This window comes from Niastella yeongjuensis (genome assembly GCF_900110245.1).
Taxonomy (GTDB): domain Bacteria; phylum Bacteroidota; class Bacteroidia; order Chitinophagales; family Chitinophagaceae; genus Niastella; species Niastella yeongjuensis.
Genome location: NZ_FOCZ01000015.1, coordinates 53,271 through 70,107, shown reverse-complemented (window position 1 = coordinate 70,107; position 16,837 = coordinate 53,271). Strand labels below are relative to the sequence as shown.

12 protein-coding genes are annotated in these 16,837 nt (G+C 45.6%); 8 read left to right on the top strand and 4 right to left on the bottom strand.

The genetic code is table 11. The annotated features are described in order from the left end of the window. The first annotated feature begins 43 nt into the window (after window positions 1-43). Window positions 44-637, top strand: a complete 594-nt coding sequence (locus tag BMX95_RS28625) for a dihydrofolate reductase family protein (protein WP_081200101.1) — start codon at window positions 44-46, stop codon at window positions 635-637. 24 nt (window positions 638-661) lie between these two features. Here BMX95_RS28625 and BMX95_RS28620 read toward each other — a convergent pair whose 3' ends face one another. Then, window positions 662-862: a hypothetical protein gene (locus tag BMX95_RS28620; protein ID WP_081200103.1), complete on the bottom strand. Its 201-nt coding sequence runs from the start codon at window positions 860-862 to the stop codon at window positions 662-664. Window positions 863-1,246: 384 nt separating this feature from the next. On the opposite strand from BMX95_RS28620, the gene BMX95_RS28615 reads away from it, so the two are divergent. Next, on the top strand, window positions 1,247-2,524 hold the full coding sequence (locus BMX95_RS28615; protein ID WP_081200105.1) for a DEAD/DEAH box helicase: 1,278 nt from the start codon (window positions 1,247-1,249) through the stop codon (window positions 2,522-2,524). Window positions 2,525-3,019: 495 nt separating this feature from the next. Continuing rightward, the gene (locus BMX95_RS28610) at window positions 3,020-3,409 is read left to right on the top strand and encodes a hypothetical protein (protein ID WP_081200107.1); all 390 of its coding nucleotides are present in this window, start codon (window positions 3,020-3,022) and stop codon (window positions 3,407-3,409) included. Between the two features lie 64 nt (window positions 3,410-3,473). On the opposite strand, the gene BMX95_RS28605 is transcribed toward BMX95_RS28610, so the two are convergent. Both BMX95_RS28605 and BMX95_RS28600 read right to left on the bottom strand, forming a co-directional pair. Continuing rightward, window positions 3,474-3,956, bottom strand: coding sequence for an inorganic diphosphatase (locus BMX95_RS28605; RefSeq protein WP_081200109.1), 483 nt, complete (start codon window positions 3,954-3,956; stop codon window positions 3,474-3,476). 36 nt (window positions 3,957-3,992) lie between these two features. Next, window positions 3,993-4,541: a TspO/MBR family protein gene (locus tag BMX95_RS28600; RefSeq protein ID WP_165758905.1), complete on the bottom strand. Its 549-nt coding sequence runs from the start codon at window positions 4,539-4,541 to the stop codon at window positions 3,993-3,995. A gap of 172 nt (window positions 4,542-4,713) precedes the next feature. On the opposite strand from BMX95_RS28600, the gene BMX95_RS28595 reads away from it, so the two are divergent. Further along, window positions 4,714-7,086, top strand: a complete 2,373-nt coding sequence (locus tag BMX95_RS28595) for an ABC transporter permease (protein WP_081200113.1) — start codon at window positions 4,714-4,716, stop codon at window positions 7,084-7,086. On the opposite strand, the gene BMX95_RS28590 is transcribed toward BMX95_RS28595, so the two are convergent. After that, window positions 7,087-8,280 (bottom strand): aminotransferase class V-fold PLP-dependent enzyme, encoded by a 1,194-nt coding sequence (locus tag BMX95_RS28590; protein ID WP_081200115.1) that lies wholly within the window; start codon window positions 8,278-8,280, stop codon window positions 7,087-7,089. Between the two features lie 289 nt (window positions 8,281-8,569). Here BMX95_RS28590 and BMX95_RS28585 point away from each other — a divergent pair, with 289 nt between their 5' ends. From BMX95_RS28585 to BMX95_RS28570, 4 genes are all read left to right on the top strand, one after another. Continuing rightward, complete coding sequence (locus BMX95_RS28585; RefSeq protein WP_081200117.1) at window positions 8,570-9,643, top strand: 3-oxoacyl-ACP synthase III family protein; 1,074 nt, start codon at window positions 8,570-8,572, stop codon at window positions 9,641-9,643. A gap of 146 nt (window positions 9,644-9,789) precedes the next feature. Then, window positions 9,790-12,225, top strand: coding sequence for a gliding motility-associated C-terminal domain-containing protein (locus tag BMX95_RS28580; protein WP_081200119.1), 2,436 nt, complete (start codon window positions 9,790-9,792; stop codon window positions 12,223-12,225). A gap of 59 nt (window positions 12,226-12,284) precedes the next feature. Then, window positions 12,285-14,483: a B12-binding domain-containing radical SAM protein gene (locus tag BMX95_RS28575; RefSeq protein ID WP_081200121.1), complete on the top strand. Its 2,199-nt coding sequence runs from the start codon at window positions 12,285-12,287 to the stop codon at window positions 14,481-14,483. 384 nt (window positions 14,484-14,867) lie between these two features. Further along, window positions 14,868-16,829, top strand: a complete 1,962-nt coding sequence (locus tag BMX95_RS28570) for a T9SS type A sorting domain-containing protein (RefSeq protein ID WP_081200123.1) — start codon at window positions 14,868-14,870, stop codon at window positions 16,827-16,829. The last annotated feature ends 8 nt before the right edge of the window (window positions 16,830-16,837 follow it).

Genomic DNA, 16,837 nt, shown 5'->3' with positions numbered 1-16,837 from the left:
AACACAAAAAATAATTGATACCTTAATTATAAAAACAAGTAAAATGAGAAAAATAATTGTTTTGTCGATGATCTCACTGGATGGTATTATGCAGGCTCCCGGAGGAAAACAGGAAGATACCTCAGGCGGCTTCAAATATGGTGGCTGGACGGCCTCTTATAATGACGAGATTTTTGGCGAGATCATGCAGGAAGAACTGAAACCGGCGGATTATCTGTTGGGCAGAAAAACATTTGAGATCTGGGAATCCTACTGGCCTCACCATGGCGACTTTTGGCCAGGTATCAATGATGGCAACAAATACGTGTTATCGGAGACCAGGTCAACATCTGACTGGAAAAATACCAGTTTCATCAAAACGGCGGCAGATATCGAAAAGCTAAAGAAATCAGCGGGGCGCGACATTCAGGTTTGGGGCAGCAGCCAACTCATTCACCTGTTGCTTAAGCATGACCTGGTAGACGAGCTCCGACTGAAAGTTTACCCGGTAATTCTGGGTGAAGGAAAAAAGCTGTTCGACAGCCTGGCGGTCCCGGCAGCATTTACAGTAACAGAAAGCCGGGTAACAACAAAAGGGGTTATTATAACCAGTTACAAGCGCGCCGGAGAAGTAATAACAGGTGATATTGAGGTGTAAGCCAAAGCAGGCAGATCAACTGATTTAGCCTGCTTTTGTATATAACCAAGCGGCAGGGGTAGGAGAAAAACCATATATGCTTTTATCTCTTAACAATGCAGCAACCCAGATCAATGCGATAGGCAACAGCGCATTGGCACCCATCAACTTCATACTGCCGCTAAGCACCACCAAACCAACTGCAAGGGCGGTAACAACAATGGTAATAATTCTTTTTGCTTTCATCTTTTGTGATTGTATCGCAAAAGTAGAGCAACGAATAAAGCGTATAGCGGTAGTTACAAAAAGGTAAGTGCTTACCTTTTTGTAACCTGCTCACGCATCGAATTCCGGATTACTTCTTTATGTTCCATAATTTTTCAAAGTTACCTAAGGTGCCCGATCGGTCATAGTGGCCGTTACACCGGAACAACTGTTAAAGAGTGTTAAATGTGCTATAATAAAATATTTTCAAATAGTCAAATTATTGATATATCTTTGCGCAACTTATTTCCTCCCTGCACCTATCTTGATTTCGGGTTTTCAACATTTGTGAAGGTAAGATTCTAAGCATGAGACCTATTCATTACCAACAGCTTACCCTGGTATTATTTATTAAATTTTCAACCATTGTCATTTCAAAAATTAAACATCATTGAGCCTATTTTAAGAGCTCTTACTAACGAAGGTTATACTACCCCTACACCCATTCAGGAACAGGCTATTCCGCTTGTACTTCAACAAAAAGATCTTTTTGGTTGTGCGCGGACAGGCACCGGCAAAACAGCCGCTTTTGCTATTCCTGTGCTGCAATTATTACATGAACAAAAGCAGGTTTCAAAAGAACCTAACACTATAAAAGCACTCATTCTTACGCCTACCCGGGAACTGGCTATTCAAATATTGGAAAGCCTGGATGCCTATGGGAAGTTTACCGGATTAAGACATGCGGTAATCTTTGGCGGTGTATCGCAGCAGGCCCAGGTGAACACGCTTCGCAGAGGCGTGGATGTTTTAGTGGCTACCCCCGGGCGTTTACTCGATCTTATAGACCAGCGCTATGTGAACCTGAGCAATATTCGGTTATTGATCCTGGATGAAGCAGATCGCATGCTTGACATGGGCTTTGTGCATGATGTAAAAAAGATCATTGCCAAAGTTCCCCGGCAGCGACAAACGCTTTTCTTCTCAGCAACCATGGCCCCGGCTATTCGCCAACTGGCCAATACTTTACTGACGAACCCGGTACATATTGAAATAACGCCTGTTTCCTCTACCGCTGAAACTGTTCGCCAGGCGGTTTATTTTGTTCAAAAAAGCAGTAAGCAGTCTCTGTTAAAGCATTTACTCTTTACGGCCGACATTCCTATGACGCTGGTGTTTACACGTACCAAACATGGCGCCGACAGGGTTGCCCGGGAATTAAATAGCAGCGGCATCAGCGCGGCTGCCATTCATGGCAATAAATCACAACAGGCCCGTCAATCAGCCCTGCTGAAGTTCCGGTCAAGGCAGATACAGGTACTGGTTGCTACCGATATTGCGGCAAGAGGCATAGACATCGATGAACTGTCGTATGTTATAAACTACGATCTTCCCGAAGTGGCCGAAACATATGTACACCGGATAGGCCGTACCGGCCGGGCCGGTGCAAACGGTATTGCCGTTTCATTTTGTGACCATGAAGAAAAGGTGTATTTACGCGACATCGAAAAGCTGATCAGGAAAGCAATTCCTGTAGAAAGCGAACATCCATTTAAAAACGTTAATAGTCCTGTAAGGAACGTTAATAATCCAGGCGACAATCGCCCTGGTTTCAAACCAGCCGGTAACGCAAAACCATCTGGTGGTCGTTTTAGACCCAGGAACCGGAATAAATCCGGTAACAGGCGGACAGTTAAATCTTAACGATATATGGTAGAAAGGGTTGGATTTTATCCAGCCCTTTCTTTTTACTACTAATGCTTTTACTAAAATGGGGTCGGATGAAAATCCAACCCCGTACTGTAATTATTCTATTAACGATTAACTGTTATGATACAAAAGGTGAGCCTTTGGTATTGGTAGTTATAAATGTAGACTGGGTTATTCACATTAATGAATTTGTGTATTCAAGTCTACATTTTAAAATTCTTCATATTTAGCGGCTTTGAATTGATGGTGGTAAAGCATTAAGGAAATACTCGCTGTTTACGAATTTCGCACTGACCACCACTCCTGTTTAACATGTAAAATTACCCTATTAAACATTGATTTTTTTGGGTAACCCGTATAAGTTTATTATCTTATAATCTAATTAGCAGTTTCTCCGGTCAAAGGATCCTTTTCAATTCACCCTATTACCCCTGCTCTTAGCGGGGAGTTTATACTTATATATTTACCAGCACAATAAATACCATCATTATGGATCGGTTAACCCATGTATATGATTGCACTGGCAATCTTATATTCTTTGATCAATTCGTTTTAGAATGTCAGGATCATGCGATAAAACTATCCCAGGATCAGTATCTGCAATCGGTGGAAACCCTGTCATCACCGACGCTGATCTTTGAACTGAATAAAAATTGTCCAACAAGGTATTATTACCGTGGAATTGGTTTGGAAAAGCCATTGATAATTGGCGTACAATTTAATAACGGCATGTGGGCGGTTAAAGAGTTTTGCGAAAATGCATCGGTATCTTTTTTACTTACTCTGTTAAAACAACGCTTACTCGATGGCCAGGTAACTATTTATGTCGACAATGAGATCGAAGACAATGCGCTGGGAAACCAGTTTTTTAACTTATAATAAAAGCTACCTGTTTTCTTACCGGGGGAAAAATACCTACAAATTGGGGATCAAAACTGATTACTTATTTGCGCCCTTTCTTTATCAGTTTCAATGCTTTTTCAGAGTCAACAACGCCCAGGCAGGTAAATACTTTTCCGTCTACCTTGTTGTAATTGATAAAAAAATCTTCAATCTGTTCCTTGTGTTCTTTGCCTAATTGATCTATTGATTCAATAAGTGCATAGGTAATAGAGCCAACCGGTACGCAAAAATACCGGTCGTTACGAATGACTTTTTTGCCTTTCTCTTTTTGGTCTGCTTTCAGGGCGCCTATCACTCTGCAGGTAAGGTGAGCCCCCGTAAAACTGGCAAACTCCGATAACACCAGCACATCCAGTGGATCGCCGTCTTCACCAACGGTGCCGGGAATAAATCCAAAGTCATAGGGGAATACCATTCCTAAGGGCAGCAGCCGCTTTAGTTTGAAGAGTTTATCTTTGGGATCGTACTTGTATTTTGCCTGGGTAGCTCTTGGTGATTCAATAACTGCTTCAATGGTTTGCATATACCCTTTTACAATTTTATTGCAAAAACCTTTCCGCTACGTGGCTGTGTTTTCCGGCGGCAACAAGGCCGGCGTATTCAGCAACACATCTTTGTTCTCTAGCGCCTGATAGCCGGCCAGGCTGCTGGCGTAACCAGTCCAGGCAAGCAAAGGCAGATAGCGCCAGGCCAGCTGTTTATTCTTCCGCAGGGCGATCGTAAAACTGACAGCTGCCAGCAAGGTGTCGGTCATCGTCCATAGAAAAGCAAGCACGGTGCTTTTGCGTTTGAAATAAATGTAATTGAAGGAAAAGAATATGATCCAGATAAATACCTGAAGGGTCAGCAATTTTTTCTTATGACTACCGGTTTCCTGAACCAGCTTGCGCAAGGCCTGCAGCACAAAAAAATTATTGACAGTCCATGCCGGGCCAAACACCCAGGCCGGTGGCGCCCAGGGCGCCTGTTTCAAGTCTCTATACAGGTTACGTTCGCTTTTTTTCGATCTTCTGCCCGAAAGTCCGCCCAGTGCAGTCACTACAATAGTCAATAGGGCCAGTTGCCACCACTTTAGCCTTTTGGGCTTTCCAGTCACTTCCAATTGCATAACCATAGATTTTTAGGATGGTTGAAATTCTTATGCCCGCCCTGTTTCAAAACCGCACATTATATTGTATCGAAAACGTGCTATTGGCTTGTGTTTTTTAAAGCAATAGTTTGATAGTCAAATGAATATCTAACTGGCATTGTTGTGGCTCCATTCCTGTGAACCTGCTTATATGTATAAAAATTATTTCATAACTGCGCTGCGGAATATTTTAAAAAACAAGGCATTTGCTTTCATTAATATTATGGGACTGGCATTGGGGTTAGCCTGTAGCCTGGTTATCCTGTTGTGGGTGATTGATGAGTATAAGGTGGATGCCTTTCATAAAAACAGTGAACAGTTATATAGTGTATATGAAAAGCAATACCGCGATGGTAACATCGATGCGTTTTATGGATCACCCGGTGTATTGGCTGATGAATTAAAACGGGTAATACCCGAAGTGCAATATGCTACCCAATATGCCTGGAACAGGTTGAGCACCTTTGAAGCAAATGATAAAATAATAAAGGAGAACGGCAATTATGCAGGACAGGATTTTTTAAGTATGTTCTCTTATCCGTTATTGTCCGGTGATGCAAAAACTGCGTTGCAAAACCCATTGGACATTGTGATCTCAAAGAAAATGGCGGAAGATTTCTTTGGTTCACCTGCTGCTGCAATCGGAAAGGTGATCCGCTACCAAAATAAAAAGGATCTTACCGTAACGGCCGTGTTTGATAATGTTCCTGCCAACAGCACGGCTCAGTTTGATTACCTGCTTACCTGGCAAAATTTCCTGGAAAGTAATAGCTGGGCAAAGGACTGGACGAACAACGGACCGTTTTGTTATATAAAGCTGAAGGATGGAGCCAATGCAAAAGCTGTTGACCAGAAGATCAGGAAATTCCTTGATAATTACAACAAAGAGCAAACCGCCCATTCATACATACACCTTGGCATTTCGCGGTACAGTGATGTTTATCTGCATTCCGGTTTTGATAAACAGGGAAATGTTTCGGGTGGAAGAATTCAATATGTACATCTCTTTAGCATAGTAGCGATCTTTATTTTACTGATTGCCTGTATCAACTTTATGAACCTTACAACGGCCCGTTCCATAAAGCGCGCGAAGGAGGTAGGTGTAAGAAAAGTGGTAGGCGCTGTTCGTTTTGCACTGGTAAAACAATTTATCGGGGAGGCTTTGTTAACCGTAGCTATCGCAGTGATGGTTTCCCTGTTGCTGGTAATGCTGGTGTTGCCTGTGTTTAACGGGCTTACCGGCAAACAGATTCATATTCCCTTTAACAAGCTGGAGTTCTGGCTGGCCATTGCGGCCTTGTTAGGTTTTACCGGCTTTGTTTCCGGCAGCTATCCAGCTTTGTACCTTTCCTCATTTAAGCCAGTGCGGGTATTGAAAGGCTTACCAAAGTTTTCGGGCAGTGCTTTGTATTTTAGAAAAGGGCTGGTGGTGTTTCAGTTCATGCTTTCCATTGTATTGATCGTTGGAACGATTGTAATAAGCCGGCAGGTGAATTACATTCAAACCATGCAAACTGGTTTCGACCGGGATAACCTGGTCTATATCCCGCTGGAAGGGGAACTGGTAGCTAACTATGAATTGTTCAAACGCGAAGCATTGCAAATGCCCGGCGTAAAAGCCATTACAAGAATGACAGATGTGCCTCACGAAATTGATAATGGAACGGGTGGCGTGAAATGGGAGGGTAAAGATCCCAGCGCCGATATAGAATTTGCTTATGGCGCAGTAGGGTATGACTTTATTAAAACAATGCATATGCAACTGGTGCAGGGGCGTGATTTTTCAACGGATTTTGCCACAGACTCTGTTGCCTACCTGATCAATGAAAAAGCATTGGAGAAAATAGGCTATAAAAACCCTGTAGGAAGGTCATTGACCTTTTGGGGAATGAAGGGAACGATAATCGGGGTTTTAAAAGACTTTCATTTCAATTCCCTGCATCTGCCCATAAACCCTCTAATTTTAAAACTGGTTAAAATTGAAACCTTTGGGTCGGTGCTGGTACGGACCGAAGCCGGCAAAACAAAAGAAGCGCTGGCCAGTCTGGGAAAGGTTTGTAAAGCAATCAATCCCAAGTTTCCGTTTACCTACAAGTTTTCTGACGATGAATATGCAAAGCTTTATAAGAGTGAGCAGGTCGTAAACCGCCTGTCGAAATACTTTGCTTTTCTGGCTATCTTTATTTCCTGTCTGGGGTTGTTAGGGCTTGTTATGTTCACTGCAGAACAACGCACCAAAGAATTTGGAATACGAAAGGTGTTGGGCGCCTCGCCTGTTACTTTGTTCAATTTATTGTCGAAAGAATTTATCTTATTGGTAGTGATAGCGCTGGCCATTGCCTCGCCATTAGCGTGGTGGTTTATGCATTACTGGTTACAGAATTTTGCCTATAAGATCGATGTGTCGTGGTGGATGTTTGGTATTGCCGGGGCTGCAGCCATTGCCATAGCATTGATCACCGTAAGCTTTCAGTCTATCAAAGCGGCAATGGCCAACCCGGTAAAGGGATTGCGCTCGGAATGATCAGCACAATCCGCGCAATTCCTGGCATACCCTTTCAATTTCTTCTTCCGTATTGTAATAATGCACAGAGGCGCGTACAATGCCGGTCAGCTCTTTCCGGTTCATATAATACAAGGTAGAAGGGGCGAGGCCAATATGCACGTTGATGTTTTTAGTGGCTAGTTTTGCCTTTACTTCCGTAACGGGTATACCGGTCAGGGAAAAGGTAACGATCCCGCACAATACATCGCCCTGGTCGTGTATAACAACGCCCTCGATCGCCTGCAGGCGTTGCCTTAACAAATCCGCCAGCATTTGAATCCGTTGCCATACGCGTTCAATGCCTATGTGCAACACATACTCCACAGCTTTCTGAAGTCCCAGTACAAGGGCGGGGTTCTTTTCATACCATTCAAAACGCCGGGCATCTGCACGCACTACAAAATCCTGTTGCGTGACACTGGTAACGGTACGGCCATCGAAACAATTCAGTTGCAGTTTGTCCTGTATTGACTGGCGAACATATAAAAAGCCGGATCCACGGGGACCGCGTAAATACTTTCGTCCGGTTACAGCCAGCATATCGCAGCCTATTGCCTGTACGTCTACGGGTACATGACCTACCGACTGACAGGCATCAAGTAGAAACAAGATATGGTGTTTGCGTGCCACTTCCCCAATGGCCGCCACTGGCAATACATTACCTGCGGTAGAGGCAATGTGTGTTATGGCGATCAACCGGGTTTTGTTGGTGATGGCAGCTTCCAGTTCATGAAGCGGGAACATTCCGGCAGCATCATTAGCGATCACTTTGATCACAATGCCGTATTGCTTTTGTGCATTCAGCAGGCCCAGTACATTGGAAACATATTCCATTTCAGAAACGATCACTTCATCGCCGGGTTGAAAAGAAAGCCCGTTAAACGCAATATCCCAGGCGGCGCTGGCGTTTTCCGTAAGGGCTATTTCATCGCGGCTGGCATTGATCAGCTGGGCAATCAGGGTGTGCGTATGATCGAGCTGCGCCCGGTATTTTGCTTCTGTTTCATAACCGCCGTGTACGGCTTCCTCTTGCAGAAAATCGACCATGGTTTTTACTACCACATCAGGTGGTAATGAAGCACCAGCATTGTTCAGGTGAATACGGCCAGCTGTACCTGCTGTTTCCGCTCTTATTGCCTGTATTTCGGCCTCGCTTAAAGGTTTTACTTCCATACTGCAAAACAACAGAATTTACCTATACCGAAACAGATGCAGATGGGTCAATTTTTACTGGATCAGATGTGCCTGACAGCGTAACCCATTACTCGTCACTGGTAAATGAGCGGCTTACTACAGAAATCCTGTTTTTCCGAATAATCCACAATATTAGTGTACCTTCATGCAACTTATTTCGGCCCTGCACCTATCTTGATTTTCATATCATTCAATATTTGTGAAGGTTAGATTGTAAGCCGGTACCTGTTTTTATAACAGCTTACCATTAAAGATTAACATATACATTATGCTCAGGTCCATCATAACAGGTACAGGTTCCTACATCCCCCCCGTAATTAAAAAGAACGCTGATTTTGGTAATGAAAATTTTTATACTGGTCACAATAAGCCTTCGGATGTTCCTTCAGCGATAATAATCGAAAAGTTTGTAAAGATCACCGGCATAGAGGAGCGCAGGTATGCCCCCGAGGGGATCAATACATCTGACATGGCTGCCCATGCAGCACAAATGGCTATAAATGACAGCGGCATCGATCCGGAGGTTATAGACCAGATCATAGTAGCACATAACTACGGCGATATACAGCATAATTCGGTACAATCCGATATGGTTCCTTCGCTGGCTTCCCGGGTAAAACATAAACTCGGTATTAAAAATCCGTATTGCACTGCCTGGGATATTTTATTTGGCTGCCCGGGATGGGTACAGGGATTGATACAGGCCGATACCGCTTTAAAAGCTGGTAATGCAAAAACATGCCTTGTTATAGGTGCAGAAACGCTTTCTCGTGTAGTAGATAAATACGACCGGGACAGCATGATCTTTTCAGATGGAGCCGGTGCCTGTATTGTTGAATATAAAGAGGATGCCAGCAATGGCGGCATCCTGAATAGCTGTTCACGGTCTGATTGTGCACAGGAAGTTGATTTTATACATTTTGGCAAGTCGTACTCACTGCAATCCGGCGACAACACGCACTATATAAAAATGAAGGGCCGTAAGGTGTATGAATATGCATTGACGCATGTGCCTGAGGCTATGAAACTTTGTTTGGAAAAAAGCAATGTCGACATCCGGCAGGTAAAAAAGATCTTCATCCACCAGGCCAATGAAAAGATGGATGAAGCCATTGTAAATGCATTTTACGGCTTATACGGCCAGCAGGACATCCCTGAGCATATTATGCCCATGAGCATTCACTGGCTGGGCAATAGCTCGGTAGCCACCATCCCAACCTTATTTAACCTGGTTCGAAATGGCCAGGTAAAGGACCACCACCTGTATCCGGGCGATGTGATCCTGTTTGCCTCTGTGGGCGCCGGAATGAATATCAATGCTATTTGTTATCGTTGTGTGTAATTAAAAAAGATTACTGGGGTTTTTGGGTATTATCTCATAAGAAATAAAGAGATGATTAAACGGTCTTTCTTTAATAAAGTCTGCAGTATACATTTGCAAGCCAATATTTTGGAAACCATATAATCAACCCAATAGCACTTTACCCTATGTTTCGTTTTCGTAGCCTGCTCATCCTATGTCTTTTTCCCATCCATTGTTGTTTTGCTGTTATCCGGTATGTTAATGTAAATAACCCAACGCCTGGGGGTGGAACCAGTTGGGCAACCGCATTTACCGATCTGAGTGCGGCGATTGCTGCGGCCAGAGAAGGCGACGACATCTGGGTTGCGCGGGGCATTTATAAACCAACAGGCGTGGGCAGGAACGCCACCTTCTTCATGACGGACGGGTTTTACGTTTATGGTGGTTTTGACGGTACAGAAACGACGGTTACACAGCGAAATCCCACCGTAAACCAGACCATTTTAAGCGGTGATTTGGGCGTACCGGGTGACCCCTCCGATAACTCGTACCATGTAGTTACCTTATATAAGATTGTGAACGGGTATTTTATGGATGGTTTTACCATTCGGGATGGCAGCGCCAATGCCGGGGTACCCAGTCTTACGCCACAGCCAGATAATACAGGCGGGGGCGTACTCTTCCTGGCCCAGGCAAACGACCTCAGCTATGGCCTGGTAAGGAATTGTGTGTTAACTAACAATACTGCCGTTTATGGCGGTGGGGTAGGGTCCCTTGGAAACGGTGTTGGCGCGCAGGCCCGATATGGTGTGACCAATTGTATCTTCAATAACAACAGAGCTCAAATCGGTGGTGCCATTGCGGGGTTGTCGTTAAACGGCGATTGGGGCGAAGGGGAAATACAAAACTGCATTTTTACAAACAATTTAAGTGTAATGTCGAAGGGCTCGGTATTGGCAGCCATCACCGATAATCCCGGTTCGAACTATAGCACCAATTTTACTAACAACACGTTGTACGATAATCAGGCACCAGTTCTGTACAACCAGCAAACTGGTGGCACCAGTTATATTTTTACGGGGAATGATATTGTCTGGCAGTCCGGCGGGCCATATGCCAGCGTATTAAACGTTGGCCCGAATAGTGATTTTTATGATAGTGATCTTGACCTGGCCAGCCCGGCCGGTGGCAATCTGGCCGTAGATCCGCAATTTGTGAATGAAGCCGGTAATGATTTTCATTTAAAGCACTGTAGTCCGGTAGTTGACAAAGGCACCTCCATTCCGCTTACCTTCAACTACGATATGGATAATGGGGCCCGCAAACAGGGGAATGAAATAGATATGGGGGCGTATGAATCGGCGCTGCCGCTTTACCCGGGCGTAGCGGATGTTACCTATTGCCAGAACGCCACGGCAAACCCATTAACGGCCACGGCAGATGCAGGGAATACCCTTCTCTGGTATGCCAACTATACAGGAGGTATCGGCAACCCAACCGCGCCTACACCTGCTACGAACAGGGTTGCCACCGAATATTTTTATGTAAGCCAGGTAGATGCTACAGGTTGCGAAGGCCTGCGCATAACTACCAGGGCCATTATAACCGCCGGGCCTGCTGTACCTGCGGCTACGGGCGTTACTTATTGTTTGAATGATGTGCCCAGTACATTGACTGCAATCGGCACCAGCCTGCTTTGGTATACCGACCCCGTAACAGGTGTCGGTTCTGCCACCGCGCCAATGCCTTCAACGGCTGCCAGTGGCGTTACCACGTATTACGTAACCCAAACCATTGGGTGTGAAAGCCAGCGTAAAGCAGTGACCGTAACCGTGAACGCACCGCCGGCAGCGCCTGTGGCTGCTTCCCCAACTTATTGTCTGCAGGCTACAGCCACCGCATTAACAGCTACTGGTTCCAGCCTGCTTTGGTATACCGATCCTGCAACCGGTACGGGGTCTGGTACAGCGCCGGTTCCTTCCACAGCCACCAGCGGAACGACCACTTATTATGTCAGCCAGACAAGCGGTTGTGAAAGCCTACGAACACCCGTATCAGTGACCGTTTACGCCAGTCCATTGGTGGCTGTTCAGCCTGTTACCGGGAATATTTGTCCTGGTAATACGGTTAACCTGAATGCGTCAGGTGCGGCTACCTATCAATGGGACCCTGTTACCAACCTGTCTGATGCGACGATCAATAACCCTGCTGCCCAGGTACAGAACGACATCGTATATACCGTTACTGGTACAGATGCCAATGGTTGTACTGCCACCGCACAGGTTACATTGAAGATAGGGACAGGTTGTTCGGCGGGAAATGGAGGCAACGCAGGCGGAACTTTAACCGGTTATAACTTTCCCAATGCTTTTTCACCCAACCGGGACGGGCGTAATGATGTGTTGCGGGTGAAAACAGGTGATGTGCCGAAGTCATTCAGCTTGCTGATCTTTAATCGCTATGGACAGAAAGTATTCGAAAGCCGGGATGTGAATAAGAGCTGGGATGGCATGCTGGCCGGACAGGTGGCCGAACCCGGCGCCTATGTGTACGTAATGGTGATCACTACTTCAACGGGTACGGTGATAAAGAATAAAGGGACCCTCATGCTGATGCGGTAAATGGCTGAAACCCTGCTAAAACCCGGTTTTTAGCGTAATTTTGCGGAAATTATTGAATCTTGAGTGTTCCTGTGTTTTTGATTACGCCGCCTTTTACGCAGCTTAACACGCCGTATCCGGCGACGGCCTACCTGAAAGGGTTTTTGAATACCAAAAATATCCGTTCCTTCCAGAGTGATCTGGGCATAGAGGTAACGCTGGCCCTGTTCTGCCAGGAAGGGCTGCAGGAACTGTTCAACCGTATCAACCAGTCCGGAAAACCATTGTCTGAAAATGCCGCCCGGATGGTGGCCCTGGAGGATGATTATATTCATACCATCAATGATGTAGTGCTTTTTTTACAGGGGCACAACCCAACCCTGGCACATCGTATTTGCAAACGGGACTTTTTGCCCGAAGCCAGTCGTTTTGCACAGTTGGAAGACCTTGACTGGGCATTTGGCTCCATGGGTACGCAGGACAAAGGCAAACACTTTGCCACCATGTACCTGGAAGACCTGAGTGACCTGATCGGCGAATGTGTGGATGAACATTTTGGGTTCAGCCGCTATGCCGAAAAACTGGGTCGTTCTGCCAACAGCTTCGATGAACTGTACAATGCCCTGCAACAGGAGTACACCTTTGTAGATGAATTGCTGATCAGGCTGTTGAAGGCACACATGGAAAGGCTGCAACCCAAACTGGTGGCTATTTCTGTTCCTTTTCCCGGTAACCTGTACAGCTCTCTTCGTTGCGGCCAGTGGATCAAACAAAATTACCCCGGCGTAAAAGTGGCCATGGGCGGTGGTTTCGCCAATACCGAATTGCGTTCGCTTTCAGACCCGCGCGTATTCGAGTTCTACGATTATATCACCCTCGATGATGGCGAAGCGCCGCTTGAACAACTGGTGCAGCTGGTGGAAGGCCACCGTTCAACAGAAGAACTGAAAAGAACATTTACGCTGCAGGGTGGGGCGGTGCAATACATCAACAACAACAGCTGTACCGATTACAAACAGGCGCAGGTGGGCACACCCGATTACAGCGATTTCCTCCTGGATAAATACATCTCGGCCATTGAAGTGGTAAACCCCATGCACCGCATGTGGAGCGATGGCCGGTGGAACAAACTCACGATGGCGCACGGTTGCTATTGGGGCAAATGCACCTTTTGCGATGTCTCGCTCGACTATATCAAACTATATGAACCCATAGCAGCTTCGCTGCTGGCAGACCGCATGGAGGAGATGATGAAACAGACCGGGCAGAATGGTTTTCACTTTGTAGATGAAGCCGCGCCGCCCGCCATGATGCGTGCTTTGGCGCTGGAGATCATCCGCCGTAAATTAACGGTGAGCTGGTGGGCCAATGTGCGTTTTGAAAAAAGCTTTACCCGCGACCTCTGTCTGCTGTTGAAACGCTCCGGTTGTATTGCCGTTTCCGGCGGACTGGAAGTGGCCAGCGACCGCCTGCTGGAATTGATCCAGAAAGGCATTACGGTGGCACAGGTAGCGCAGGTGAACAAACATTTTACCGAGGCAGACATTATGGTACATGCTTACCTGATGTATGGCTTTCCCACCCAAACCGAACAGGAAACGATCGACTCGCTCGAAATGGTGCGGCAACTATTCGCCGCCGGTATATTGCAATCGGCCTTCTGGCATTTGTTTACCATGACGGTACACAGTCCGGTAGGTATGCAACCGGAGAAATTCAAAGTAAAAAGAGAATCGGAACTGGTAGGCGCTTTTGCCAATAACGACCTCGTACACATCGATGAAACAGGCGCCGAACACGAAGAATTTGCATTCGGACTGAAGAAATCACTGTTCAATTATATGCATGGAATTGGGCTCAACGATCCGCTGTCAAAGTGGTTCGAGTTTAAAGTGCCTAAAACCAAAATCGCCCCCGACTATATTCAGAAAGTGCTGGAACAGGATGTTTATGCGGCAGCCAAACCTACCAGCCGCATCGTATACCTGGGCAAACCTCCAATCGTTGAACACTTCACCAAAAGTAAAAAGGGCAGTAGCTGGGAAGTAACGTCTCTTACCTTTCAGGACAAACGCACAAAGTTCAGCATCAGCGTGAGCCGCGAACAGGGCGAATGGCTGGCCGGTATGCTGCAGGCGCTGGCTATCACCAATCTCAAAATGCTGACGTTACAGGATGTAATGGACAGTTACCAGGCCGCCGGGCTTGAAGATTTTGAACTGTTTTGGGACAATAAACCCGTGAATACCCTTCATAAGGTTGGGTTGTTGCGATTGTAACCGGCTTCCAATTTGTTACTTTCTTCAGAATCCCTTCAGGATCACTTCAGAATTCCTTCAGAATAATCTGAAGGTGTATGTGTATACACTTATAAAAAAAGAAAGATATATCTTAGATCATATATAATTAACTTTATGTATGACGTTAATTTATATATTTGTCCCGGGCTTACAATACCCAAATGCCTTAAAAGGCCTGCAGTAAGTGAAGTTGATAAATACGTGAAAGCCATCGGCAGCCCGACCCAGAAGTTAGTCTAAACCATTCTCATTATATGCGATAACAGTCAGCAGGATGATCTGCTGGCATTGAAACCTAACGGGTTTGTCTATATCCTGTTATTGACAATGGATTTAGTGCGATTACTATATTAATCCGTATTTATGAAAAAAACTGTACTCATCCTAATTATGTCAATCTGTGCCTGTGCAGGTAATTCACAGGTATTTACCCCTACTGTTCAGGGAAGGTTCGGTATCGATGCCGATGCGGAAGGTGACATTTTTGGTGATCCATTCACCCCGTGTACCGACTGCGACGACTGGTACTTTCCTCAAAGCCCCAATGGTGGGAACAGCCTGTATGTAATTGATACAACAGGCGCAGGTGCGATCGTTGCCGGTTATGCGAATCCCGCTAACAGGAACATACCCCTTTACCGGAAGATGTCATATCCCGCCTTTTCTAAATTAAGTGAAAGAACCTTAATTGATGCCATATTTGTAAGGGATTACCACAATACTGATGAAACAACATTCGTTGCCGGGTCTAATAAAAATGGTGACAGCCCTGCTACCTGGGTGGGTGCGACGACTAATAACGTGCTTCAGAAAAATGACATTCTCGATACTTATCTTCATTTAAGACGGCAAGGTCCCAATTATAATCAGTCAGACCCATTGTGGCTGTATGGCGCCGTTGCGTTGGAAGCTACCAATGGAAACCGGTATTTCGATTTTGAATTGTACCAGACGGATATCTTTTATACACGTAGTACTACTAAATTTACCGGTTATGGTCCTGACGCAGGGCATACCTCCTGGAAATTTGATGCGGCCGGGAATGTAACGCAAGCCGGCGATATGGTTTTTTCAGCTAATTACAGTGGATCATTGGATTACATTGAAGCGCGCATTTGGGTAGACAGAAGTGCATTGCTTACACCGCCGGCCAATTTTTCCTGGACGGGCGATTTTGATGGCGCCAGTATGGGCGCTCAATACGGGTATGCAGTCATTGTACCGAAAGGCACCGACCCATTTTACTTCGGTCTTGAAAACACCACCACTGCATGGGCAGGCCCTTTCGCGCTGCCACGCGCCAGTGGTGTGGTTGCGACCCGATTTGGAGCAGGCCAGTTTATGGAATTCGGGATCAATCTTACCGTGCTTGGCCTCGATCCTGTTAGTTTGATGGGAAAAACGCCCTGTGGCATTCCTTTCAGTAAAGTAATGGTAAAAACCAGAACGTCAGAATCATTTACCTCAGAATTGAAGGACTTTATTTCACCATTCGATTTCTTTTTACCACCAAGTGTGGATGTGGCGACTGATATGCCTATCCTTTGCGGTAATCATGGTATTTCACACGTTACGGTTACCAATCCCTTCTCTACGTCAACCTATACCTGGTCTACTCCGGATGGAAACATTGTAGTAAACAACGGTACAGATATAACAGTTGATAAGCCTGGTACTTATAAAGTAGTTCAAACGCTGGCAACCGGTTGTCCGCTCTATGCGGCAGACAGTGCCTCCATAACCTTTGATCCATCCTGTGTGATCCTGGCCAGCAACAAAATAAATCTGAGCGGGGTGCTCAATAATGGGTTGGCTAATCTCGACTGGTCGGTGACGGCAAATAACGACGTAAAATATTTTGAAATAGAAAGAAGTACCGATGGGGTTCATTATACATTGGCCGGAACGGTGAATGCAACTGATACCCGTTCCCCTAATGCGGCTTATAAGGCGAATGATGGGGTGTTTGGATTAAAAGTTCCGAAGGTGTATTATCGAATAAGAGTAACCGGTACCGATGGTGCGGTTACATACAGTAAAGTAATTGAGTTGTCACTGGCTGTAAATAAATTAGCGGTAACGCTGTCGCCCAATCCGGTAAACAATGCGGTATCGGTAAATATCGCTTCTGATGTGGAGAAAGAGGTGCAGGTATTTGTTTACGATGTTAGCGGTAGATTGATGAGAACAACGATCGCCCATGTACAAAAAGGATATTCGATGATCAAAATGAATGATCTTGGTTCCTGGGCAAATGGAGTGTATTCGGTAAAAGTGGTGTCGGGTAATGAGGTCTTCGTGGAAAGGATGCTTATAACCAAATAGTTTATAAA

What these genes read in the sequence shown, in the direction of transcription:
- BMX95_RS28625 (WP_081200101.1), top strand. Translation starts at nt 44, where the DNA reads ATGAGAAAAATAATTGTTTTGTCGATGATCTCACTGGATGGTATTATG.
- BMX95_RS28620 (WP_081200103.1), bottom strand. Translation starts at nt 862, where the DNA reads ATGAAAGCAAAAAGAATTATTACCATTGTTGTTACCGCCCTTGCAGTT.
- BMX95_RS28610 (WP_081200107.1), top strand. Translation starts at nt 3,020, where the DNA reads ATGGATCGGTTAACCCATGTATATGATTGCACTGGCAATCTTATATTC.
- BMX95_RS28605 (WP_081200109.1), bottom strand. Translation starts at nt 3,956, where the DNA reads ATGCAAACCATTGAAGCAGTTATTGAATCACCAAGAGCTACCCAGGCA.
- BMX95_RS28600 (WP_165758905.1), bottom strand. Translation starts at nt 4,541, where the DNA reads ATGCAATTGGAAGTGACTGGAAAGCCCAAAAGGCTAAAGTGGTGGCAA.
- BMX95_RS28595 (WP_081200113.1), top strand. Translation starts at nt 4,714, where the DNA reads ATGTATAAAAATTATTTCATAACTGCGCTGCGGAATATTTTAAAAAAC.
- BMX95_RS28590 (WP_081200115.1), bottom strand. Translation starts at nt 8,280, where the DNA reads ATGGAAGTAAAACCTTTAAGCGAGGCCGAAATACAGGCAATAAGAGCG.
- BMX95_RS28585 (WP_081200117.1), top strand. Translation starts at nt 8,570, where the DNA reads ATGCTCAGGTCCATCATAACAGGTACAGGTTCCTACATCCCCCCCGTA.
- BMX95_RS28580 (WP_081200119.1), top strand. Translation starts at nt 9,790, where the DNA reads ATGTTTCGTTTTCGTAGCCTGCTCATCCTATGTCTTTTTCCCATCCAT.
- BMX95_RS28570 (WP_081200123.1), top strand. Translation starts at nt 14,868, where the DNA reads ATGAAAAAAACTGTACTCATCCTAATTATGTCAATCTGTGCCTGTGCA.